Raw genomic sequence first — 24,908 nt, forward strand, 5'->3', positions numbered from 1 at the left:
GGATCAGCTTAAAGAGAGACGTTAAATATGATCAAACGAATTGCAGGGATTTTTCTTCTTGGTTTTTTTTCTTTATCGCCCATATGGCTTGTTGCCCAGGATTCTGCTGCTTTTTCCTACGATCCTGCATTGTTTGTCGCTGAACTTGAGGTATTGCTCAAACAGGCACCAGCGCGGCATCGTCAGGCTGCTGCTACTTTGATGAGCAATATCAGGCAGGGGTTCAACACTGGCTTGATTGGTTCTGATCAGCAACAGACAATGATTACTATGGCTAACCAAATGTATACGGTTGGGCTGAAACCTTTCCCACATTATTTTGCATATTTCTCCGCTTCCATGGCTTTCCAAGAAAAATACACCAGCAAGGAGCAATTCATTGATTGGAACAAAAGTGTTTCAAAACTCGTTAGCGGGAGAAATGAAAAAAGCATCCAGGATTTTCTAGAAAAAAGTGAAGTGTATTTTAAAGAAGGTGTTTTGTTCCGATCCAACTCGGTGCAATGGCGTATCTTTGACTCAGATTGGGCCATGACTTCTGATAGCCTTCCGGGTTTTGTTTTTCGTGACGCAAATTTGCGGTGTTATGCCAATCGCGACAGCATGAGCATTTTAAATGCTTCCGGTTCATATTATCCTGTACAAAACGAATGGGTCGGCACAAAAGGCAGGATAAACTGGGAAAATTCAGGTTATGCAGCCGACCAGGTGTATGCTGATTTTACCTTCTACAACATCTTGCTTACAAATTCTTCCTTCACCGCCGACTCGGCGTTAATGCACTTTCCCGAATATTTTAACCGTGCGTTGCCAGGTAGCGTCAATCACAGGGTAGTGGCCGGAGGCACCCAGGCTGCAGGCACTTATCCACGATTTAGTTCCCACAATGTTTTCCTTGAAGTGCGCAATATTTTTCAGGATATTGATTATATGGGAGGTTTCGGGCTTGAAGGCAACCGCGTTGTTGGTTTTGGTAAGAACCGCAACAATGCTGTGGTCACAATCAGGAAAAGCGGTGAACCAATCGTGAAATTAGAGTCTTACAGTTTTATCATCCGAAACGACAGGATCACAGCACAACGGGCGGCCTTTTGCTTATTTTTAGAAAATGATTCGATCTATCATCCTGGTTTACAAATGCGTTACCTGCATTCTGAAAGGGAATTGATGCTGCTCCGGACCGGCGATGGCCTTGCCCAAAGTCCATATTTTAATTCCTATCATCAGCTCGACATGATTTTTGAGGCATTGTACTGGAAACTCGATGAAGATGAAATGACTTTCGGTGCGATGCTGGGTTTAAGCCGCGAGAGCGAAGCCACTTTTGAATCTGATAATTTCTTTACGAAGCAGCGATTCAACAGTATCCAGGGCGCTGATGCAAGGCATCCCCTGATTTTGATCAATGGATTTATCCAGGGTTTAGGGTCCAATGTGTTTTACCATGAGGAGCTTGCCACACACTTGAATCTGAGTATTACCCAGGTTAGCGCCATGCTGATTTCGCTTGCGAACCGTGGTTTCCTGCAATACTCGCCCGATGATGGAAAGGTAGTAGTGAAGGATCGCACCCATCATTATATTGATGCCATCAACGATCGCTCAGATTATGATGTGATCCGTGTTCAGTCGAAAGTGGAAGGTTTGGTAAATGCGAGATTGAATCTTAAAACATTTGATCTTGATATTTTTGGTGTTCCGGAAGTGTATCTGAGCAATACGCAGAAAGTATTTATTTACCCCGGGAACCAACAGATCAGGTTGAAGAAGGGAATGGATTTTCTTTTTCAAGGCCGCATAAATGCCGGATATTTTGAATTTTATGCAAAAGAATGTGCTTTTGTTTATGATGAATTCAAACTCAACCTTACCCAAATTGACTCACTGAGCTTCCAGGTTCCGGTTCAACAGGATATCAAAGTGTTCGAAGAAAAGCTCGAAAGGGTAAAAACAGTAATTTCAAATATTAGCGGCGATTTATTAATTGATGATCCCAATAATAAATCTGGTCGTAAATCCTTTCCGCGCTACCCAATATTTGACTCAAAAAATGATGCATATGTTTATTTTGATGAACCGCATATTCAGGGCGGCGTTTATCAGCGTGATAGCTTTTATTATCACGTTATGCCTTTTACAATTGATAGTCTTACCAATTTCACTACGGTGGGAATGAGCTTCAATGGTTACCTGGTTTCCGGTAATATTTTCCCGAATATTGAAGAACCTTTGCGTGTGCAACCAGATTATTCACTCGGGTTCACAAAACAATTCAGTGATACCGGCTTACCTATATACAATGGCACAGCCAAAGCATTTGTTGATTTATCGCTTAGTCATCAGGGCCTGAGAGGAGGAGGCCGGGTCCAATTCCAGACGTCTGTTTCTCACTCAGAGGATTTCGTTTTTCATCCCGATAAGATGATCGCCCAGCTTGGTGAGTTTGACCTCGAAGAAGCCATTGGCGTTATCTCAAATCCGGCTGTAGTTGCGAAAGGTGTGCAGCAAGAATGGGTTCCAGGTGAAGACGTGATGCATTTGCGGACCATCGAGAACGTTCCGTTTGAGATGTACAATAATCAAGTGGTTCACAAAGGCACGCTCATTTATAGTTCCGACGGCCTTTTTGGTTCGGGTGAACTTACGTTTGGCAATGCAGTGTTCAATTCTGTGGATTTTAACTTTCAGCAAAGTCAGTTTGGAGCCGATAGCAGCGCTTTCATTTTAAAAACAACGGGGGCAGATACCGCTTTCAGGGCTTCTGCCTACGATTTTCAGTATGATCTGGAACTCAATCAGGGACGGTTCAGCAGTAAAGACACAGCATCTATGCTTGAGTTTCCGCTTAATCAATATGCTGGCTTTATGAACTCATTTCGTTGGGAAGCTGATTATGAAGAAATGTTTTATAGCAATGAAGCATCATTACAGGAACCATTTGCGCCTGGAGAGGTTTTTCCTGATCCATCGGATTTGGAAAATTCTCCGGTGAATTTTATTTCCCTTCATCCCGATCAGGATTCTTTGAGGTTTGCCGCCGGTGCTGCCCGCTTCGACCTGCGTGAATATTTGCTTGAAATCCAGGAAGTGCCATTCATTGAAGTGGCCGATGCCATTATTTCACCCATTGACGGCAAGGTTGGCATTTCAAGAAATGCAGAAATGCGGCCTTTGCAGGGCGCTAATCTCGTTGCCAGCAAAACAAACCGGAATCACAGTCTTTACAATGCAACCGTCGTAATCATTGGCCGGAGTGATTACAGCGCCACAGGCGTGTACGACTACACCGACGATTTTGGCAAAACACAGGCGGTGCTTTTTAACCGCATCGCAGTAGATAGTGTTGGAAGTACCTATGGTTTGGCGCATATCTCCGATCTTGGATTTTCCCTCAGCCCATTCTTCGACTTTATCGGCAACATACGCTTTGATGCTGACAAGAAGGAATTCTATTACGATGGAGGTTTCCGGATCAGACATGTATGCAGTGAAATAAATCCTCACTGGATCATATTTAACGGTGAGGTAAATAAACAGAATATCTTTTTACCGGTAGCTGACACCCTTGTTGATGTGCACGGTGAAGAACTGTCAGCTTCTGTGTTTTTCAGTTTGATTGACAACAAGGTTTATTCAGGTTTCCTGCAAGGCAGGCAGCATCTATCAGATATTCCTTTGTTTTCACGACACGGGTACATCAGCTATGATGCAGAATCGCAAAATTATCACGTAGGCACAATCACGGGTGATAGCGTGTTTGATCAGTCATCCGGCCTGCTCACGCTCAATGTTGACCGATGCATTTTAAGCGGGGAAGGTGAAATCACTTTTGGTCAGAACTTCGAACGTGTGAGTATGTTCACTGCAGGCAAACTGAATCATTATATGCTGCCCGACTCAACGGTTTTCGAGCTTTTCAGCGTGATTGATTTCTTTTTTAGTTCCGATGCCCTTGAATTCCTTAACCAGGCTTTGACACAGGCGAACTTGACGGGTTTAGATCCCGGTAATCCACTTTTCAGCGATGGCCTGCGACTGATGTTGGGTGAAACAGACGCGCAAAGGTTATTGTCAGAACTCAATCTTTACGGCACTTTCAGAAAGTTTCCAAAGGAATTGTCGCAAACCCTTATCCTCGGCGATCTAAACCTGAAATGGAATAATACCACCCGTTCCTTTACCAGCTTTGGCCCGATTGGAATTGCTACACTTAACAATCAGCTTGTGAACCGTTACGTTGATGGGCACATTGAATTGGTCAGGCGCCGGACCGGAGACGCACTTACTATTTATCTTCAACCAAATGCCAACGAATGGTATTTTTTCAGTTACACTGGTGGCATCATGCAGGCAATTTCGTCGAATGAAGAGTTTAATAACCTGGTGATGAACCTGAAGGAAGACAAGCGGACACTCAAAACCCGCGGCAGCGACGAAACCTATCAATTCATTATTTCAACAACGCAAGAACGCAATGCTTTTTTAAGAAGAATGCGGGGCAATTAGCACACTTACAAAATGCCAGAACTTAACCTTATAATGCTAGCCATCGCGGCTTATCTTCTTGGTTCTATACCCACAGCGGTTTGGGTCGGAAAAACATTTTATAATCTTGATGTGCGAACCCAGGGCAGTGGCAATGCGGGCGCAACAAATACTATCAGGGTGCTAGGGTGGAAAGCCGGTGTGCCGGTGTTACTGTTTGACGTTTTTAAATCCTGGCTTGCCGTAAAACTGCCAATAATCTTTTCCACCGGATTAGAAGGTAACATGCTCATAAACTTTCAGTTGCTGCTTGGTGCAATTGCTGTTACCGGACATATTTTCCCTGTATTTGCAGGCTTTAAAGGGGGAAAAGGAGTTGCTTCAATTACCGGGATTGTGATCGCGCTTTTCCCTGCTACCTTCTTTATTGTTATGGGCATTTTCACACTTATATTGTTACTATCCGGGTATGTGTCGCTTGCTTCTATTTTGAGCGCTATCACTTTTCCATTTATCGCAATTTTTGTTATCAGGGTTGATCATCCAGCACTAATGGTTTTTTCAATTCTGGTTGGCCTAGTCGTTCCCCTCATGCATAGGAAAAACATTAAAAGATTGCTGAACGGCACGGAGTCCAAATTCATTTACCGGAACAAAAGCTGACATTATCCCTTATTTTTGTCCGCATTAATTTGATTTGCTGGCTCTTAAACTTACTGAACCACTTTTGCAAAAGTGCTGGATCAAAGCTTCATTTGCATTGTTAACGGAGAGTTGAAAAATATTTCAGCTTTAAGCTGATATTTTATTCTTTGTGGTTGATAATTTCGTTTAACTTTGTTCAGTTATCAACCCGAAAATCGTTAGAAATGAAATTCATCGTATCCAGTACAGTTCTATTAAGAAACCTGCAAGCCATCAGTGGCGTTCTTGGTTCGAGCAGCGCACTTCCAATTTTAGAAAACTTTTTATTCGAGCTTGAAGACAGCTCTTTACGTGTAACTGCCAGTGATCTGGAAACTACCATGACGGTGTCCATCCCCCTTTCAATGACTGAAGAAGGTGGAATTATTGCCGTACCTGCAAAAATTTTACTTGAAACCCTCAAGACTCTTCCTGATGTGCCGGTTACATTTTCAGTGAGTTCTTTGGGCGACAGAATTATTGAACTTAAGACCGGAGAAGGAAAGTATAAACTGGCAGGCCAGGATGGCGGAAGTTTCCCCAAACCTCCAATAATGGAGAATGTCACAACACTGAATGTTGATTCTACCCTGTTGGCGGATGCTATAAGCAAAACAATATTTGCAACCGGAAGCGACGAACTGCGCCCTGTAATGTCAGGTGTTTTCTGCGAGTTCACACCCGATGATCTCACTTTTGTTGCTACCGATGCACATAAGCTAGTCCGCTATAAACGCACTGATGCGAAAGCCGATGATTCTGCTTCATTTATACTCCCCCGGAAACCGCTTAATCAGCTTAAAGGTCTGCTTGCCACAGAAGAAGTTCCAGTAAAACTTGAGTATAACGAAACCAATGCATCTTTCACTTTCAGGAATCTCTTACTTGTTTGTCGCCTGATTGAAGGCCGTTATCCAAACTACGAGGCTGTGATTCCCCGCGATAATCCAAATCGCCTGGTTATTGACCGCTTAACTTTTCTAAACTCCATCCGCAGGGTTTCTATTTTTGCCAATCAGTCAACCCACCAGGTGAGGCTTACAATTTCCGGACAGGAATTACATTTGGCTGCTGAAGATATTGACTTTGCAAACGAGGCCCGTGAGCGTCTGGCTTGCAGTTATGAAGGACAGGATATGGAGATCGGGTTTAACTCCCGTTTCCTCGCTGAAATGCTTAATAACATTGATTCTCCGGAGATTAGCCTTGAAATGTCGGAACCAAACCGCGCCGGAATCCTGCGCCCGGTAAATAACGAAAATGAACACGAAGATATCCTGATGCTTGTTATGCCGGTAATGCTTGCATGATGATCCGGATCAGGAAATAGAATAAAATAGAATGATTCTACGTTAATAGCATAAATCAGTGCTATGATTTCTTTTGGAACGGGTCGGAAGCTGCTCATGCAGCGTATTAACATTTTACTCACATTTAGGACGGCTTTAACAGTTTTGTTGCTGCTCTTCATGGCTTCATGTGATCTCGAAATGCTCAAGCCTACCCTCAAAGTACCTGTTACAACAAAAATTGATTTTCATATTGATTCATTGCGTTTTAAATCTGAACTGATTTTGATGCATGAAGAAACCATCAATTTGGATATTGATAGCCTTATCAGGCATTATGATGGAAACCCTGATCTGATAAAGAATGCAGTGATTAAATCTGTTACACTAACGGTTCTTGAACCTGAAGATGTGGAATTAAGTTTCCTTGAAAGTTCTACGGTTTCAGTTTCTACCCCGTCTTTTGAAGAGGTGGTTGTTGCAACTGCAGCCAATGATTCCTTGTCAGCAAGAGAAATAACATATATTCTTACTAATGAAGCTGGCAATGTTCTTCAACTCCTCTCCACTGAAGATGACCTTACTATCAGGATTTACGGTTTGTTTGCCGAACCACTTCCTGTAAGTACTGTTGATTTACTCATGGAGATCCAATGGGAGGTTGCCGTAGATCCTTTTTGATCATGGTTGTTCTACCAAAAGAGCGGCAAAATATCCAATGGATCACTAAGACCCAATCCTGCTCACGTTCACAGCTTGCCGGGTGGGTTTCGTTTCAATATCGTATGTCACCTTATCTTCTTCTTCCAGAGGTCCTGAAACGTTATCTATCATGAACATGATCCGACTGTCATCCATTTCCTGGATGTAACCGATACCTTCTTCGTGGTCGATTGTTCTTACAATTCCTTCGTACATAATGTTGGGGTTTTAAAAATTGGTTGTAAATGTATTAAAAAAGCCCCCGATATGGAGGCTTTCTTTCAAAAAAATATAATCAATTTAAACCGGAATAAATAATACTATCATAGAATCGGACCGGAAGCAACAAGGCGCTTACCTTCTTCTGTATCGGTATATTTGGCAAAATTATCAATGAATTTCTTTGCCAGCACCAGCGCTTTCTGATCCCATTCTTCGGGGTTTACATAAGTGTTTCGCGGATCCAGGATATCAGGATTTACTCCCTCAAGCTTGGTTGGAACTTCAAGGTTAAAATAAGCTATCTTTTTGGTAGGCGCTTTATCAATACTTCCGTCAAGAATTGCATCAATAATTCCGCGTGTGTCCTTAATAGATATCCGCTTTCCGCTTCCATTCCAGCCCGTATTTACAAGATAGGCTTTGGCTCCGGAAGCTTCCATCCGTTTAACTAGTTCAACTGCATATTTTGTTGGATGTAGAGCCAGGAATGCATTTCCGAAGCAGGCTGAAAAAGTTGGCTGGGGTGTAGTTACACCGAGCTCAGTTCCTGCAAGTTTAGCAGTAAAGCCCGACAGGAAGTGATATTCAGTCTGGTCTGGAGTAAGTTTTGAAACCGGAGGCAAAACACCAAAAGCATCAGCGGTGAGGAAAATCACCGAGGTCGCATGTCCAGCCTTTGAAACTGGTTTTACAATATTGTCAATATGATAAATAGGGTAGGACACCCTTGTGTTTTCAGTCTTGGAAGCGTCAGCAAAGTCAATGGAACCGTCGGCCCGTACAACGCAGTTTTCGAGCAAAGCATCGCGGCGGATCGCATTAAAAATATCTGGCTCATTTTCCTGGCTTAGATTGATGCATTTGGCATAACAACCACCTTCGAAATTAAACACGCCATCATCATCCCAACCATGCTCGTCATCACCAATAAGGGCGCGCTTCGGATCGGCTGAAAGTGTTGTTTTGCCGGTTCCTGAAAGCCCGAAGAAAATGGCGACATCTCCTTTTTTACCAACATTGGCCGAGCAATGCATGCTTGCTATTCCTTTTAGTGGTAGATAATAGTTCATCATCGTAAAGATGCCTTTTTTCATTTCGCCACCATACCACGAACCGCCAATGAGTTGCATTCTTTCAGTAAGGTTAAAAACAACAAAGTTCTCCGAATTCATGCCGTGTTCCTGCCAGTTCGGATTGGTGAGCCGTGCAGTATTGATCGAGATAAAGTCTGGCTTAAATGATTTTAGTTCTTCCTCGCTGGGACGGATAAACATATTTTTAACAAAATGGGCTTGCCAAGCCACCCGCATAATAAATCTGACATTAAGCCGGGTTTCGGGATTGGCGCCGCAATAGGCATCAACAACGTATAATTTCTTGTCCGACAATTGCCTGGAAACCAAATTCCTTAGATAGTTCCAAATTTCAGGTTTAAGAGGCCTGTTGTCGTTCTTTCCCTGGGTTGACCACCACACTGTATCTTTGGAAGTTTCATCATAAACAATGAACTTATCTTTTGGCGAGCGGCCGGTGAACTTTCCGGTGTCAACATTAATAGCACCGGTATCGGTGAGCATTCCTTTTTCAAAGCCTTCGAGTGTTGGATCGGTTTCATGTTTGAAAAGTTCCTCGTAGGATGGGTTGTAATAGATTTCATTTACATCGGTGATCCCATAGGATTCCAGATCTGCCTGAATCTGTTTGAGCTTGTTGTCCATGAAGTTTTATTTTGTAATTAATAAAAAGGATGTGCAAAAATACAATAATCAGCATGTGAAAAAAGAAAAGCAGCCTGAATAAATCAGGCTGCTTTCAAAATGCATGAGACGCTTAATTTTCTATTTTTTCTTTTTTGCGCTTTTCTTGATCTTTTTAACCACCTTGCCTTCTTTCTTTTCCATTTTTTCTCTAACCGCAGCCTGAGCAGCAGACAGCCTTGCAATAGGTACGCGGTAAGGTGAACAGCTCACATAATCCATGCCTACCATGTGACAGAATGCTACTGAATTAGGTTCGCCACCATGCTCGCCACAAATACCAACTTTGAGTTTCTTCTTTGTTTTGCGACCCTTTTTCACGGCCATTTCAACCAATTGGCCGACACCTTCGCGGTCGAGAACCTGGAAAGGATCATGCTTGAGCAAGCCTTTGGCAAGATAAACCGGAAGGAATTTGCCGGCATCATCGCGCGAATAACCAAAAGTCATCTGCGTGAGATCGTTGGTTCCGAACGAAAAGAATTCGGCTGATTCGGCAATGCGATCGGCAGTAAGGGCTGCACGTGGCACCTCGATCATGGTTCCAACAAGGTAGTCAATACGCTCGTTGCGTTCGGCAAATACCTGCTCAACCGTTTCACGGACAATTTTTTCCTGTAAACGCATCTCTTCAAGCGTACCGGTAAGCGGGATCATAATTTCAGGAATAGCCCTGATTCCTTTTGCTTTCAGGTTCAATGCGGCTTCAATAATGGCGCGGGCCTGCATTTCGCTGATTTCAGGATAGGTGTTTCCAAGCCGGCATCCGCGATGCCCAAGCATCGGATTGAATTCATGCAACTCATCCACTTTGGATTTCACTTGTTCAACACTGATGCCCATTTCCTTCGCCATTTCTTTTTGATTGGCTTCTTCATGCGGCACAAACTCATGCAAAGGCGGGTCGAGTAAGCGAACCGTTACCGGCAAATCGTGCATTGCTTCAAAGATGCCTTCAAAATCTTCACGTTGGATTGGCAGCAGTTTTTCGAGCGCTTTGCGTCGTCCGGATTCATCGGAAGCCAGGATCATTTCACGCATGGCTTTGATGCGGTCACCTTCAAAGAACATATGTTCTGTGCGGCAGAGTCCGATACCTTTGGCTCCAAATTCGCGCGCAACCCTGGAGTCGCGTGGTGAATCGGCATTGGTTCGAACTGACATGTGTGTATATTTTTCGGCAAGTTCCATCAGTTTGCCAAAATCGCCACTGAGTTCTGGATCTTTGGTCAGGATTTTTCCATCATAAACTTCGCCGCTTGAACCATTCAGTGAAATAAATTCGCCTTCTTTATATTTTTTGCCACCGGCAATCATGGTGCGGGTCTTGTAATCAATTTTAATACTTCCCGCGCCGGAAACACAGCATTTACCCATGCCACGTGCCACAACAGCAGCATGTGAAGTCATTCCGCCACGTGCGGTGAGGATTCCCTGGGCAACGTTCATTCCACGTAAGTCTTCGGGTGAGGTTTCAATTCGAACCAAAATCACTTTTTTCCCTTGTGCAACCCAGTTTTCTGCTTCATCAGCAAAGAAAACGATCTGGCCGGTTGCAGCACCCGGAGATGCCGGTAAACCTTTTGAAATTACTTTTGCCTTGGCAAGAGCATCTGTGTCAAAAATCGGATGAAGCAGCTCATCTAACTTATTGGGTTCAACACGCAGGAGTGCTTCTTTTTTTGAGATCAAACCTTCGCGCATCATATCCATAGCAATTGAAACCATAGCTGCACCCGTGCGTTTCCCGTTACGGGTTTGTAGGATCCAAAGTCTGCCATCCTGGATAGTAAACTCAAGGTCTTGCATATCGCGGTAATGGCGTTCGAGCTTTTTCTGAAAATCATATAATTCCTTATAAACTGTTGGCATTGCTTCTTCAAGTGAAGGAAACTTCGCTGCGCGGTCAGCTTCGTTTACTGTGGCTAGTTGCGCCCAGCGTTTTGAACCTTCGAGTGTAATTTGTTGTGGAGTGCGGATTCCGGCTACTACGTCTTCGCCCTGTGCATTGATAAGATATTCGCCGTTGAAAAGGTTTTCGCCGGTGGCAGCATCGCGGGTGAAAGCTACGCCTGTGGCAGAATTGTCGCCCATGTTGCCGAACACCATTGCCTGAACGTTCACTGCTGTTCCCCACTCATCGGGAATATTGTGCATTTGGCGGTAATAAGAAGCACGGTCGTTGCCCCAGCTGTTGAATACTGCCATTACTGAACCCCAAAGTTGCTCCCAGGGATTGTCAGGAAAATCATGACCGGTAGTTTTCTTAACTGCTGTTTTGAAGCGTTTCACAAGTTCTTTAAGATCATCGGTGCTAAGATCGTTGTCGTTTTCAACTTTTTTCTCAGCCTTGAGGTGTTCCATGATTTCTTCGAAAGGATCAATATCTTCTTTTGAAGCGGGTTTCAGGCCCAATACCACATCGCCGAACATTTGGACAAAACGGCGGTACGAATCCCAAACAAAGCGTTCGTTGCCCGATTTTTTAACCAAACCTGCAACGGTAGCTTCATTCAAGCCGAGGTTGAGCACTGTATCCATCATACCGGGCATTGAAGCGCGGGCACCTGAGCGAACCGACAATAAAAGGGGATTGGCGGGGTCGCCAAATCCGGAACCCATTTCCTTTTCAACCTTTTGCATATTTTTTTCAACCTCTTTTCTGATGAGGTTCACAACATGATCCTGCCCATGTGCATTGTATAATGTGCATACCTCGGTAGTAATTGTAAAACCCGGGGGCACAGGCACGCCAATGTTCACCATTTCAGCTAGGTTGGCACCTTTGCCACCTAAAAGGTTCTTCATTCCGGCATCACCATCGGCTTTTTTTCCACCGAAATAATATACATGTTTTACCTGCTTTTTCTTAGCTTCTTTTTTCATAGTTCTCTGTTATTTAGAATCATAATAGGTTTTCAGAAACGAGGTGCAAAAGTACTAAAAATGTGCTGAACTGTAGATATACATGGTGTTAAAGTTTTCAAGTGGCGGAACTTCATCGTGTTATGATGAAATCAAAAACCCTGATTTATGCCACCGACATCCGATTGCTGATAAGCCAAAATTTTTTCTGGTTCAGAATAAACCCTGCGGTGTATTATGCATCTAAGTTTTACGTTTAAAAAAGAAGGTTCAATTAAAAAATTTAAAACAATGAATGCGATGAAGAAATTTTCGGTCTTTATGATCACAGCGCTTTTGCTGTTTGGTATTACAGCCTGCCAAAAAGAAAATGAACAGGAAATTGCTGACAACAAAATGGCAAAGGACGATGCCATTGCTGAAGCCATTTTTGATGAATTGGGTGAAATTGCCGACCAGGCTTTCAGGATTGGTGGAAATGGTACAAAATCAAATAATGACGATGGTTCAAGGTTAGGCGATTGTGTGACAATCACAATTGATACCACATCAATGCCGCATGTGATGATTATTGACTTTGGTGAAGTAAATTGCCTGTGCCGCGATGGTAAATGGCGCCGTGGTCAGATCATTGTAACTTTCACAGGACGCTATCATCAGCCGGGCACTGTAATTACACATACTTTTAATAATTTCTATGTAAATGACAATCATGTTGAAGGCACAAGGGTAATGACCAATCTTGGGCCAAATGATGAAGGGCAGCCACAGTATGAAACCATTGTGGATGGGATGATTACAATGAATAATAACCAGGCAGTTATTACATGGGAGGCAAATCATCTGCGCACATGGATCGAAGGCTATGAAACACCTGTCTGGTATGACAATGTATTTCTGATCACCGGCTCCGGAACACATAGCCATAGCAATGGTGGAGGCTTTGTGCGAACCATACTTGAACCGCTGCGTAGGGAACTTTCATGCCACCATTTCGTGAGTGGGATCGTTGAAACCGTTCCGGCCAACAGACCCACCCGAACATTGGATTATGGTGATGGAACATGCGATAATATTGCCACGGTAACTGTAGGAAACAGAACCTTTATAATCAGGTTGCCTTAAACGAAATATCCTGAAACTCCGGAATATTGCATAAATTGCAAGCTTCCGGAGTTTCTAATATTTTCAGATACGCTAAGGCAGGATGACATCAGAAGGTCAAAAGGTTGAAAAAGAAATATCGTCGCAGGACGAAAACGGCTTCAGACAGATTGTTGCCGATCATAGCCGGATACTTTATTCTCACATTCGCAGTATGGTCCTTGACCATGATGATGCCGATGACGTTCTTCAAAATACTTTTATCAAAGCGTGGCAAAACCTGGATGGTTTCAGGAATCAGTCAAAAATAGGTACATGGCTGTTCCGCATTGCAACCAACGAAGCCTTGCAGCACTTGAGAAAACAGAGAATCAGGAACTTGTTTTTAATCTCATCTAAGCCATATTCCGGGCAACAAGCTCCTGAGTTCGGATCAAACAATGCCGAGGCGATAAAAAGAAAACTTGAAAATGCCATGCATAATTTATCGGTTCAGCAACGCATGGTGTTTGGATTGAGATATTATAACGATATGAAGTACACCGAGATGGCCGAGATTCTGCAACTAAGCGAGGGAACACTTAAAGCAGTGTATCATAACGCGGTGAAAAAGATTGAAAAGTACTTAATGGCTAATGTTTAATATTATGGATCAGAAGTTTGAAGATTTGCGTGGCAAAGGGCCTGATGGGTTTCCCGGAATTCCTGAAAATTATTTCAAAGAGCTTCCGGACAAGCTGGTAATTATAGCCCGCGAAAAGAATAACATCAAACCTCATCTTTTCGTTCGACCCGCTTTTAGGGCCATTGCTGCCGTAATGCTGATTATTATCAGCATTGGTGTTCTGCTAATCATTGACATAGCTGACCCGGATAAGAACATCATAGTTCATAATCAACCTGCAATTGAACATCCGGAACAGTTAACTGAAATTAACGGTATATCTGATTCAGATATCAGTCTAGTTGAAAAAGACACACTGGTTATCAAGCCGGAACCATCTTTGAGTTCTGATCCCGCTAATGGATTTGACGACTTGTTTGCTGAATTGGACGAAATTCCTTTTGATGTCATTCTTGATTACCTTGCCGAAGCAGATGAATTCGAATTTTAAAAAATACAGACTATGAAAAAGTTTACCCAATCATTGATGGTTGTCCCCGTGCTTATGATCGTAATAGCTTCTCATGCATTGTTTGCGCAGCAAAGGCCAGGCCTTCAACAAGGCCGGGAAAGACTTGAGGTCGCAAAAACCACATTCCTTTCACGTCAAATGAAGCTGACTCCCGAAGAAGCCAGGCTTTTCTGGCCGGTGTATGATCAATATCAGGAAGCCTTGAGCCAACTCAAGGATGAACGCCTTGAAGCTTTTCAGAGTATTGCTGAAGGGCTTGAAAATAAAAGCGATCAGGAAATAAACGCAATGATTGATGAGCGCCTCCTTCATGCCGAAAAGGCGCTGGCCGCGCGTAAAAAGCTTGTCAGGGATTTAAGGGAATTTTTACCTCCAATCAAGATCGCTGTCTTTTTCAGGGCGGAGCAGCAATTCAACCGGGAACTGCAACAACGCATGATAGAACGGCGCAACGGGCGCAGACCCCCAGGTCCGGACCACTAGAGTTCGGAGTAAGTTAGGCTGTTTCGGGTTTCAACTTACATGTTCGATTAACTTGCAGGCAGTTGAACATGCATTTAGTAATTACTGCTTGCTTTTGCGCTTACGCTCATGCTCATCCAGAATGATTTTTCGTAAACGGATGGATTTCGGCGTTACTTCAACGTATTCATCGTCTTTAATGTATTCCATGGCTTCTTCAAGCGAAAACCTAACCGGAGGTACAATAATAGTTTTATCATCCGATCCGGAAGCCCGCATGTTGCTAAGCTTTTTGGTTTTGGTAACGTTGATAAGCAAGTCGTCCTGCCGGCTGTGTTCACCTATAATTTGACCGGCATAAATTTCTTCCTTCTGGAAAATGAAAAACTTTCCGCGATCCTGCAATTTGTCAATGCTGTATGCAATGGCAGTGCCGGTTTCCATAGCCAGCAATGAGCCGTTCATGCGGTTCGGAATTTCACCTTTCCAGGGTTCGTAAGCTTTGAACCGGTGTGCGATCACGGCTTCGCCTTCAGTTGCAGTCAGGATCGGATTGGTTAAACCAATGATACCTCTTGCGGGAATATTGAATTCAAGGATCACACGATCACTTCGGGTTTCAATAGTTAAAACTTCTCCCTTGCGGCGGGTTACGATTTCGATCACTTTTCCAGAAAACGATTCCGGCACGCTGATGGTCAGAAATTCAACCGGTTCATGTTTTTCACCATTGATTTCTTTAACAAGCACCTGGGGCTGACCAATCTGAAACTCATACCCTTCGCGGCGCATGGTTTCAACAAGAATTGAAAGATGAAGGATGCCCCGGCCAAAAACAAGCAAACGATCAGGCGAATCTGTTTCTTCAACCCTGAGAGCAAGGTTCTTTTCGGTTTCCTTGAAAAGCCTGTCGCGCACATGCCTGGATGTTACATAAATTCCTTCCCTGCCAAAAAACGGGGAATTGTTAATGGTGAACAGCATGCTCATGGTTGGTTCATCCACCATGATGGGCGTGAGGGCTTCAGGCGCTTCAAAGTCAGCAACGGTATCGCCAATCTCGAAATTTTCAAGACCGAGCACCGCACAAATTTCGCCGGTTTCAAGCGGATGTTTTACTTTTTCTTTGCCCAATCCTTCAAAGCGGTACAGCTCTTTCACCAATGATTTAATAACTCTTCCATCGCTTTTAACGAGCGAAACCTGCATCCCTGCCTGAATACTTCCACGCAGAATCCTGCCAACTGCAATTCTGCCGATATAAGATGAGTAATCCAGGGAACTGATTTGCATTTGGAGGTTGCCAGGCAATTGCACAGGTGGCGGAATATGCTCAATGATCATATCGAGCAAATAGCTGACATCGGTAGCTTCTTCCTCCCAGTGAGCGGCCATCCATCCTTCTTTTGAAGAACCGAAAACGGTAGGAAAGTTCAATTGATCTTCGGTGGCGCCAAGGCTAAACATCAGATCAAATACATCCTCCTGGGTTCCTTCAGGATCGCAGTTGGGTTTATCCACTTTGTTAACCACAACGATGGGTTTCAAACCCAGATTCAGCGCTTTTTCGAGCACAAAGCGGGTTTGCGGCATAGGGCCTTCAAAAGCGTCAACCACCAGTAGCACGCCATCGGCCATATTGAGCACACGCTCTACCTCGCCGCCAAAGTCGGTGTGGCCAGGTGTATCAATGATATTGATTTTGACATCCTTGTAACGCACGGCAACATTTTTCGCAAGAATGGTGATGCCGCGTTCGCGTTCCAGTTCGTTTGAATCAAGGATGAGTTCGCCCATGTCCTGGTTATCACGGAAAAGCTTTACCTGGTGCAGTATCCTGTCAACCAAAGTTGTTTTTCCATGATCAACGTGGGCTATTATGGCTATATTTCTGATTTGTTGCATGTTGTAAGATTAAACTCCGCCTTTTAGAAAAGCGGTGCAAAGGTAGGGTTATTCAGCGAGATAAGTCAGTCTCATTTCTCGCCAAATCAGATATTAATATGGATTATGTTTTAGGAAGTAATAATGCAATAGTGCTTGAATAGCCATTTTTAATTGATCAGGCCAACAATCCTCTCCAACCACTCTCTGTCCACATCATCAAAAGAATTCAAAGCAGTGCTGTCAATATCCAGCACTCCGTAAGCATTGCCTGATTTGTCGAAAAGCGGAATCACGATTTCGGATTTTGAACGGCTGTCGCAGGCAATATGGCCAGGGAATTTTTCAACATCAGGAACAATTATTGATTTACCTGCATTTAATCCGGCCCAGCAAACTCCGGTATCCTTTTTCAGCACTTGGCAGGCTACCGGTCCCTGGTAGGGTCCAACGGTAAGCTCACCCTCAACCAAACGGTAAAACCCGCACCAGAAAAAATAATCCATTTTATGATAGAGTACCGCTGAAATGCTTGCCATTCGGGCAGTAGGGTCGGAACTTTTTGTTAATAATTCCTCTAACTGCTTGTATATGCGCTGGTATCGGTCTGCTATTTTCTTTGTTTCCATTCCTGAGATTGTTTTGAATCAGGTTACAAAAATACACCTTAAATTTCTACCTTTGCACTCCCATTCATCACTCGGGAACAACTAATAACCTACTGATATGAGTAACTTTATCGGAATCCGGCTCGAAGACAAATACCTTATGGAGCGTCGGACACCCCTCACCCCCAAACACTTAGCACGACTTATTAAAGAAAAGAAACTGGACTTCATTGTTCAGCGTTCGAAGAAACGGATTTTCTCAGAAGAAGAATATGTAGCCGCCGGTGCCCGTGTTGAAGATAATTTGAATGAGTGTTCAATCATTCTTGGTGTGAAAGAAATTCCCCTCTCATTTTTTGAACCTGATAAAACCTATGTGTTCTTCTCCCATGTCATCAAAGGACAGGCCTACAACATGCCCATGCTCAAAAAGATGATGGAACTTAAATGCAACCTTATTGAGTACGAACGCATTGTGGACGAGCAAGGCAAACGCCTGATTTTCTTCGGGAAATATGCCGGGCTGGCTGGAATGATCAATTCCCTGTGGAGCCTCGGTCAGCGCTTGAAATATTACGGAATGGAAACTCCTTTCCTGAAAATTCAGCAGGCACATAAATACGATTCGCTTGCCGAAGCCAAAAAGGTGATTTCCGAAGTAGGGCAGGAGATAGCCGAAAACGGACTGCCTGAGGAACTTCGCCCGCTTACCATTGGTTTCACAGGATATGGAAATGTTTCCATTGGTGCGCAGGAAATTGCGAACCTGCTTCCCGTTAAGGAGATTTCACCAGAGAAATTGCTGAGTCTGAAGGATCGGGATCACTTACCCAATAATCTGATCTATAAAGTTGTATTCAAAGAAGAAGACCTGTCCGAACCAATTGATCCGGCCCAGGAATTTGAACTGCACGATTATTATTCACATCCTGAAAAATACCGCAGCCAGTTTGAAAAATACATTCCGCATCTGACTGTATTAATGAACTGTATGTATTGGGATACCCGTTATCCGCGAATAGTAACCAAAAATTATCTTGAAAAATTATATTCAGCCGGAACTCCAAAACTCACTGTTATCGGTGATATTACCTGCGATCCTGACGGCTCCATCGAATGCACCCACAAGGGCACTGAGATTGAAGATCCGGTTTTTGTGTATAATCCATTTGCACGTGAGCCCAACAGCGGTTTTAGCGGCGATGGCATACTTGTGATGGCAGTGGATATTTTGCCCAGTGAATTGCCCCGCGATTCATCTATCGCATTTGCCGATGCGCTGATGCCTTACATCAAGCCCGTTGCGGTAGCCGATTTCAATGAGCATTTTGATGATGTAGATTTACCACGCGCGCTAAAAAAGGCTCTCATTCTTCACCAGGGAGAACTAACACCCGATTATAAATACATCGAACAATACTTAAAATAAAAATTGGCACGGGTTATTGGTTCATTTTACGAACTCAGACTCAGCCAAAACATCATTAACTAAATTAACGCTAAAACTCTATTTGTATGCAGAAAGTTCTGATTTTAGGAGCAGGGATGGTTGTAAAACCTATAGTAACTTATTTATTGGATAAAGGCTATCATGTAACCGTGGCCACACGAACAAAATCAAAGGCTGAATCCATGATTGGCGATCACAAAAACGGAACAGCTTTGGCCTGGACTGTTGAAGACGAAAAAACACTAGGCGAACTGGTGGACTCCCACGATCTTACTGTGAGCCTTTTGCCCTGGACTCACCACATCATGGTTGCTGAGCATTGCATCAGGCATAAGAAAAACATGGTCACTACTTCGTATGTAAAGCCCGCAATGCAAGCGCTTGATGAAGCAGCGAAGGAAGCCGGAATTATTATTCTCAATGAACTGGGCCTCGATCCCGGCATTGACCACATGGGAGCCATGCGTATTATTGACCATGTTCACAGCAAAGGTGGAAAAATTGAAGAGTTTTATTCAATCTGCGGAGCCCTTCCTGCGCTGGAAGCAGCAACCAATCCGTTTAAATACAAGTTTTCCTGGAGCCCAAAGGGTGTGGTGATGGCCGGCAACAACGATGGCAATTATCTGCGTCATGGAAAACATGTGTATGTTCCTACCGAAGATTTATTCAAAAACCCGCTCTCAGTAAATTTCCCTGAAGTTGGTAAACTTGAGATTTATCCAAACCGCGATTCCATGCCATACATCAGCCTGTATGGAATTCCTGAAACCAAGACTATGATGCGCGGAACTTTCCGTCATCCGGGCTGGTGCGAAAGTATTGATGTCATGAAAGCGCTGAAACTGATCACCAGCGATAAGTACGACTTTACCGGCAAAACGTATGCAGATTTCATTGCCATGATGATAGGAGCCGAAAATTCTGAGAATATTCGCCAAAAAACAGCAGTATTCCTCGGGATTGATGAAAAAGTCTATGCCCTTGATGCAATCGAATGGCTCGGATTATTCAGCAACGAACCTATGAACCGTGCTCAGGACACTCCTTTTGAGATCACCAGTGATGTAATGATCGCCAAAATGGAACTGGGCCGCGATGAACGCGACATGGTTGTGATGCAGCATGTTTTCCTGGCTTCTTATCCCGATGGCAAGCAGGAAGTGATCAAATCGTCAATGCTGGATTTTGGAACCCTGGCCACCGATACTGCTGTTGCCCGCACTGTTGCTTTACCGGCAGCTATTGGCGTGGAAATGATTCTTAAAGGCGAGATTGCCGAAAAAGGTGTTCATATTCCGGTTATTCCTGGTATATATAATCCAATTCTCGACAGGCTCGAAGATATGGACATTCGCATGGTTGAAGAGTATGGATTGCCATTATCAGAGAATATCAGCTAATCTGAAAAATCAAAATTCAAAAAATAAGCGGCGCTGGGTTTTTACCAGTGCCGTTTTTTTATACGACATGCATCTGGAGTAATTGTCCGAACCAAGGTTTTCATGGAATCTCAATGCTTTTACCTTGCAGAAACTTCCGTCTACGGTGTCATATAAGCCTTTTACCGACTTTTAGAATACCGTTATCCTGAAAACCCTTAAGTTTGCCAAAATATTTTTTCTATGGCTTCTTATGGAAAGTGGATAGGAGGAGGGCTGGGTTGGGCGCTCGGTGGACCTATCGGTGGAGTACTCGGTTTTGTTTTCGGATCCATGTTTGACAGTATGCAAACGGGTTCATTCGAGTATCGCCCGCCTGAAACGCAACAACGTACGCAAACCGGTGATTTCAGCGTGGCTTTGCTCATTCTTTCTGCTGCGGTGATGAAAGCTGATGGAAAAGTTGTTCGCTCAGAATTGGAGTATGTTAAAAGGTTCTTTCTTCAAAATTTTGGTGAAACTCAGGCAAAGAGCAAGATGCTAATGCTTCGCGAATTGCTAAAGCAGAATATTGATCTTTCCGGAATTGGCGCCCAGATCAATCAATACATGGCTTATGCAGAGAAGTTGCAATTGCTTCATTTCCTTTTTGGGATTTCTTCGGCTGATGGGCAGGAACATCCTGCTGAAATTTCCACCATCCAGCAAATATCCAGGCTCATTGGGATCACAAATGCTGATTTCCAATCCATTCGCTCAATGTTTGTGAAGGATACCGGCTATGCTTACCGTATACTTGAAGTTTCATCCGAAGCAAGTGATGAGGAAATTAAGAAGGCTTATCGCAAAATGGCGCTGAAATATCATCCTGACAAGGTGAGCCATCTGGGCGAAGATATTCAAAATGCTGCCAAAGAAAAATTCCAGGAACTGAATGCAGCATACGACCTCATTAAGAAACAAAGAGGAATTGCCTGATACTTTTCATTTGTGGATAATTGTTTGTTGAAGATGAAATAAGGTTACTGCATGAGAGAATACTATTGTTCCGACCACTAATCAGAAATTCAATATTTTGATTTCCAAAATAATTTTAAAATCAAATCAGTATGAAAATGTCGTCTTTTCATGGGCTTTTCTGGGGCATTGCACTTATTATTATTGGAATGGGTTTGATGTCACGGTTCTACTATGATTTCTACTTCCCCTGGCTTAGCATTTTAGGTGCATTGGTTTTAATTTATGTAGGTCTTATACTCATTTTCCGGCCCCGAAATTTTTTGATTGATGCGAGCACGATTCTTTTTGGTGATGGAGTGTTGATTTATACTGAGACCCATCAGGAGTATAAAGTAATATTTGGCAGCGGGACAATTGACCTTACTCAGGTTGGTGTGAACACCACAAAGTCCATCGAAATAATCGGGGTTTTTGCTGAAGTTAAAATCTTGTTGGGTAGTGATACCAATTATATGATCAGGTCAGATGCAGCGTTTGCCAGTTTCTCAAACCCTGATGGCTCTTCTGTATCATTCGGAAGCCTTTACTACAAACCACCGCATTTCGATCCGAATAAGCCTTACCTGAACATCAAAGCAAATGTTGTGTTCGGAAACATGCGGGCAACCCACTATTAATCATAGAACATCCAGTTAACCCCAAATTTAAAAGCACGGTCCTGCATCGGATAATTCGGGATCATATAATAACTGTAATCCGTTAAGCCTTGGTTTACATGTTGCATGAGCAGGAAAATCCTGGCTCGCTTGATCCGCAGATTTATGAAAACATCGGCATAAATGTAATTTCCGGTTTCTTTCTGATCCTGAAGATAAAAACTCCTTGTAGCAGGCATATAAGCCGGTGCTTTCCATGGCGAATTGTAAAACACTTCCACACCACCCATAGCCTGCAATGCTCCTTTAAACAAATCCAACTCGTAAGCCAACGTTGAATTTACTATAAGTTGTGGAAGCCTGAGGGCTGACTCATCAGATAATTGTTGAAAAACAAATTTATTATCAATCGTGAAGCGTCTCCAGTGCAGCCGGCTATCAACAAATGCTGCCATTATTGTAAATTGGTTTTGGAACCATGCCGGATGCGCCAGGGAGTCAAGATAGGCAAACCCTTTTACTGAAGTTAAAGTTATACCAGCCGTGGTATGTTTCCATTTTCCTGAGATCCCTGCTTTGCTGAACTTTTGTTGTCCAAAATCATTCTCCCATTCAAAATGATTGGATTTGTAAAGCTGATAAAACAACTCAGGTGATTTTTGAGAATGCTCTACTTCTCCTGTGAGAATAACCGGATTAATTTCACCGATACGGTACAATACAGCAGCGTCGATTGTTTGATCACCATTGCTGAGATCACCGGTAACCTGCCGTAAATGTGCATCAATCGTAATGTTACTACCTATTCTAAGAGATGGTTTTAGAAAGGGAATCAACTGATTGTATTTTCTGTTGATATCAAAGTTCCTGTAATGCATAAAAACATGGGCAATGCCCGAATTCACTTCAAAGGAAATCGCATCACTATTTATGAGCGGCAGATACCATTGAAAACCGTTATAAACGGTATGAAGCACAAGTGAATCAAGGGTTGCGGTAGAATCAATCAGGATGTCAGGGTAATAACCCGATAGGGGACTTTTGTCAGAATAAACCAAGGCCAGGCGTTGATAATTGAATTCATGTACCAATGAACCCAAGCCCATGAAGCCTTTTTGTAAAGAATCGTTTTCGAGGCGTTTTGGCTCAGTGAGATGAACATATTGCTTAAAATATGTATTGGTTTCCCTCCAGCGGTTTTCAGCCGTAGTAAGTCTAACCGAGATTCTAGAGCGATCGGTTTCAACGTTATCTTCAAATTGCGAAGGGTTCAAAATCCCACCGCTTTCCCTGTGAATAAAGCGGTTGTTAATAAAGTTGCCTGCTATTCCATACCTGTTATTGTCGGTTCGGTAAAGCGCCTGAAATGCCAGAGATGCGTTATCAGATTTTTGGCGCTCATACGAACCCATGACATTATAAATGTTAAAACCAAGTCCTATTCCTAAATTCCGCCTGACTTGCTGATAATGTTTACCACCAAAAACCTGCTCCCTGTCTTTTCCAATCGTGTAGGCCAACAATGTAAATGGCACATTTAGTCTGTAATAAGTAAGGTTTTGAGGTGTGAGCCTGTAGGCGTCATAAACGTTGATACCCAATTGCGAAATTGGAATAAATGTATTGTCAAATCGCATTTTTGTGTATGCCAGGCCTGTGTTGCCCAGGCTTGCAAATGTCCTTCCATTATGCTGAAGCGCTTGATAATGATGAAAATGATGGAGAGTTGTATCTAAGAAGATAAATTTCGGATCAAGAATATTGAGGTCGCTATCGTAAAAATAAGCTGCGCTGATGCTGTCAAGCTCGTGTCTAATTTCAATCCCACCGGGTTTTGTTTCTTGCGAAAAACCACTAAGGTGCAAGAGGAATAGTATGCAGATAAAACTTTTGCCCTTAACTAAAACCATGTAAATATTCTATTTGTGAACCAAAAGTAAAGATTAAAACGAAGCAGGGCAGGGGATGGTATTTTAGTTGATAAAAGAAACTATAAATTTAAGCAATTATGTAGCCAGGTGGATTGGAATATGGAAAGAACTGTGTTAAAACAAAAAACCCCGTCATTGCTGACGGGGTCTCTGTATGATTGGCGACGACCTACTCTCCCACAAAAACTGCAGTACCATCGGCGCTGGCGGGCTTAACTTCTCTGTTCGGAATGGGAAGAGGTGGACCCCACCGCAATAGTCACCTAAAGTCTTTAAATTCTTTAAATTGACATATTATGAAAGAAAATACAACGATTGCATTTCGAAAATGCTGCATTAAGAAAGCTTACGGGTAATTAGTACTACTCGGCTTTGCCATTACTGGCTTTACACCTGTAGCCTATCAACGTCGTAGTCTTCGACGACCCTTAAAGGAAATCTCATCTTGGGCTAAGTTTCGTGCTTAGATGCTTTCAGCACTTATCTCATCCGAACATAGCTACTCTGCAGTGCAGCTGGCGCTACAACAGATACACTAGAGGTTCGTCCAACTCGGTCCTCTCGTACTAGAGTCAGGTGCCCTCAAATTTCCAACGCCCACAACAGATAGGGACCGAACTGTCTCGCGACGTTCTGAACCCAGCTCGCGTGCCACTTTAATCGGCGAACAGCCGAACCCTTGGGACCTTCTTCAGCCCCAGGATGTGACGAGCCGACATCGAGGTGCCAAACCACTCCGTCGATGTGAGCTCTTGGGAGTGATCAGCCTGTTATCCCCGGAGTACCTTTTATCCTTTGAGCGACGGCCCTTCCATACGGAACCGCCGGATCACTATACCCGACTTTCGTCCCTGCTCGACTTGTATGTCTCACAGTCAAGCACCCTTATGCTATTGCACTCTACGCATGGTTACCAAGCATGCTGAGGGTACCTTTGGAAGCCTCCGATACGCTTTTGGAGGCGACCACCCCAGTCAAACTACCCACCAAACACTGTCTCCCGTTTTGCGGGATTAGGCATCAGATAAACAAAGGGTGGTATTTCAACGGTGGCTCCACGATTCCTAGCGAAACCGCTTCGCAGCCTCCCACCTATCCTACACATTGTTTATCCAATGTCAATGTTAAGCTGTAGTGAAGGTTCACGGGGTCTTTTCGTCCCGTTGCGGGTATCCGGCATCTTCACCGGAACTACAATTTCACCGAGCTCATGGCTGAGACAGTGCCCAGATCGTTACACCATTCGTGCAGGTCGGAACTTACCCGACAAGGAATTTCGCTACCTTAGGACCGTTATAGTTACGGCCGCCGTTTACCGGGGCTTCAATTCA

Annotated in this window: 18 protein-coding genes and 2 rRNA genes; 12 read left to right on the forward strand and 8 right to left on the reverse strand. The window is 43.5% G+C overall.

All coding sequences use genetic code 11. The annotated features are described in order from the left end of the window. Positions 1 to 27: 27 nt before the first annotated feature. From IH597_06450 to IH597_06465, 4 genes are all read left to right on the forward strand, one after another. Positions 28 to 4,506, forward strand: a complete 4,479-nt coding sequence (locus IH597_06450) for a hypothetical protein (GenBank protein ID MBE0662091.1) — start codon at positions 28 to 30, stop codon at positions 4,504 to 4,506. Positions 4,507 to 4,518: 12 nt separating this feature from the next. Next, positions 4,519 to 5,148 carry a glycerol-3-phosphate 1-O-acyltransferase PlsY gene (gene plsY, locus IH597_06455; GenBank protein MBE0662092.1) on the forward strand — a complete coding sequence of 210 codons (630 nt, stop codon included), beginning with the start codon at positions 4,519 to 4,521 and terminating at the stop codon, positions 5,146 to 5,148. 206 nt (positions 5,149 to 5,354) lie between these two features. Beyond that, complete coding sequence (gene dnaN, locus IH597_06460) at positions 5,355 to 6,479, forward strand: DNA polymerase III subunit beta (protein ID MBE0662093.1); 1,125 nt, start codon at positions 5,355 to 5,357, stop codon at positions 6,477 to 6,479. A 63-nt stretch (positions 6,480 to 6,542) separates the two neighbouring features. Further along, complete coding sequence (locus IH597_06465; protein MBE0662094.1) at positions 6,543 to 7,139, forward strand: hypothetical protein; 597 nt, start codon at positions 6,543 to 6,545, stop codon at positions 7,137 to 7,139. Positions 7,140 to 7,184: 45 nt separating this feature from the next. On the opposite strand, the gene IH597_06470 is transcribed toward IH597_06465, so the two are convergent. The 3 genes from IH597_06470 to IH597_06480 all read right to left on the reverse strand — a co-directional run bounded on the left by IH597_06470 (position 7,185) and on the right by IH597_06480 (position 12,025). Beyond that, entirely contained in the window at positions 7,185 to 7,376 is a 192-nt protein-coding gene (locus IH597_06470) for a hypothetical protein (GenBank protein ID MBE0662095.1), read from the reverse strand. Positions 7,377 to 7,483: 107 nt separating this feature from the next. Then, positions 7,484 to 9,100, reverse strand: coding sequence for a phosphoenolpyruvate carboxykinase (ATP) (gene pckA, locus IH597_06475; GenBank protein MBE0662096.1), 1,617 nt, complete (start codon positions 9,098 to 9,100; stop codon positions 7,484 to 7,486). A gap of 120 nt (positions 9,101 to 9,220) precedes the next feature. Next, positions 9,221 to 12,025, reverse strand: a complete 2,805-nt coding sequence (locus IH597_06480; protein MBE0662097.1) for a pyruvate, phosphate dikinase — start codon at positions 12,023 to 12,025, stop codon at positions 9,221 to 9,223. 279 nt (positions 12,026 to 12,304) lie between these two features. On the opposite strand from IH597_06480, the gene IH597_06485 reads away from it, so the two are divergent. The 4 genes from IH597_06485 to IH597_06500 all read left to right on the forward strand — a co-directional run bounded on the left by IH597_06485 (position 12,305) and on the right by IH597_06500 (position 14,727). Continuing rightward, positions 12,305 to 13,129 carry a hypothetical protein gene (locus IH597_06485; GenBank protein ID MBE0662098.1) on the forward strand — a complete coding sequence of 275 codons (825 nt, stop codon included), beginning with the start codon at positions 12,305 to 12,307 and terminating at the stop codon, positions 13,127 to 13,129. Between the two features lie 82 nt (positions 13,130 to 13,211). After that, a complete protein-coding gene (locus IH597_06490; protein MBE0662099.1) occupies positions 13,212 to 13,751 on the forward strand; it encodes an RNA polymerase sigma factor in 540 nt (179 codons plus the stop codon). A 4-nt stretch (positions 13,752 to 13,755) separates the two neighbouring features. After that, on the forward strand, positions 13,756 to 14,223 hold the full coding sequence (locus IH597_06495; GenBank protein MBE0662100.1) for a hypothetical protein: 468 nt from the start codon (positions 13,756 to 13,758) through the stop codon (positions 14,221 to 14,223). Positions 14,224 to 14,235: 12 nt separating this feature from the next. Further along, the gene (locus tag IH597_06500; GenBank protein MBE0662101.1) at positions 14,236 to 14,727 is read left to right on the forward strand and encodes a hypothetical protein; all 492 of its coding nucleotides are present in this window, start codon (positions 14,236 to 14,238) and stop codon (positions 14,725 to 14,727) included. Positions 14,728 to 14,808: 81 nt separating this feature from the next. Here the strand turns inward: IH597_06500 and typA are convergent, their stop codons facing one another. Together typA and IH597_06510 are read right to left on the reverse strand one after the other, a co-directional pair. Then, positions 14,809 to 16,611 (reverse strand): translational GTPase TypA, encoded by a 1,803-nt coding sequence (gene typA / locus IH597_06505; GenBank protein MBE0662102.1) that lies wholly within the window; start codon positions 16,609 to 16,611, stop codon positions 14,809 to 14,811. A 149-nt stretch (positions 16,612 to 16,760) separates the two neighbouring features. After that, positions 16,761 to 17,219: a GAF domain-containing protein gene (locus tag IH597_06510; GenBank protein ID MBE0662103.1), complete on the reverse strand. Its 459-nt coding sequence runs from the start codon at positions 17,217 to 17,219 to the stop codon at positions 16,761 to 16,763. Positions 17,220 to 17,316: 97 nt separating this feature from the next. Between IH597_06510 and IH597_06515 the strand changes: the two genes are divergently transcribed. The 4 genes from IH597_06515 (at position 17,317) to IH597_06530 (ending at position 21,667) form a co-directional block, all read left to right on the forward strand. Continuing rightward, a complete protein-coding gene (locus tag IH597_06515; protein MBE0662104.1) occupies positions 17,317 to 18,627 on the forward strand; it encodes a hypothetical protein in 1,311 nt (436 codons plus the stop codon). Between the two features lie 86 nt (positions 18,628 to 18,713). Beyond that, a complete protein-coding gene (locus IH597_06520; protein ID MBE0662105.1) occupies positions 18,714 to 20,051 on the forward strand; it encodes a saccharopine dehydrogenase NADP-binding domain-containing protein in 1,338 nt (445 codons plus the stop codon). A 222-nt stretch (positions 20,052 to 20,273) separates the two neighbouring features. Beyond that, the gene (locus IH597_06525) at positions 20,274 to 21,008 is read left to right on the forward strand and encodes a TerB family tellurite resistance protein (protein ID MBE0662106.1); all 735 of its coding nucleotides are present in this window, start codon (positions 20,274 to 20,276) and stop codon (positions 21,006 to 21,008) included. 137 nt (positions 21,009 to 21,145) lie between these two features. Then, positions 21,146 to 21,667, forward strand: coding sequence for a hypothetical protein (locus IH597_06530; protein MBE0662107.1), 522 nt, complete (start codon positions 21,146 to 21,148; stop codon positions 21,665 to 21,667). On the opposite strand, the gene IH597_06535 is transcribed toward IH597_06530, so the two are convergent. The 3 genes from IH597_06535 to IH597_06545 form a co-directional block, all read right to left on the reverse strand. Beyond that, complete coding sequence (locus IH597_06535) at positions 21,664 to 23,556, reverse strand: hypothetical protein (protein ID MBE0662108.1); 1,893 nt, start codon at positions 23,554 to 23,556, stop codon at positions 21,664 to 21,666. The genes IH597_06530 and IH597_06535 overlap by 4 nt on opposite strands. Positions 23,557 to 23,733: 177 nt before the next feature. Next, positions 23,734 to 23,844 (reverse strand): 5S ribosomal RNA (gene rrf, locus IH597_06540). Between the two features lie 68 nt (positions 23,845 to 23,912). Then, positions 23,913 to 24,908, reverse strand: a 23S ribosomal RNA gene (locus IH597_06545); the annotation flags it as partial.

The organism is Bacteroidales bacterium (assembly GCA_014860575.1).
Taxonomy (GTDB): Bacteria; Bacteroidota; Bacteroidia; order Bacteroidales; family JAAYJT01; genus JAAYJT01.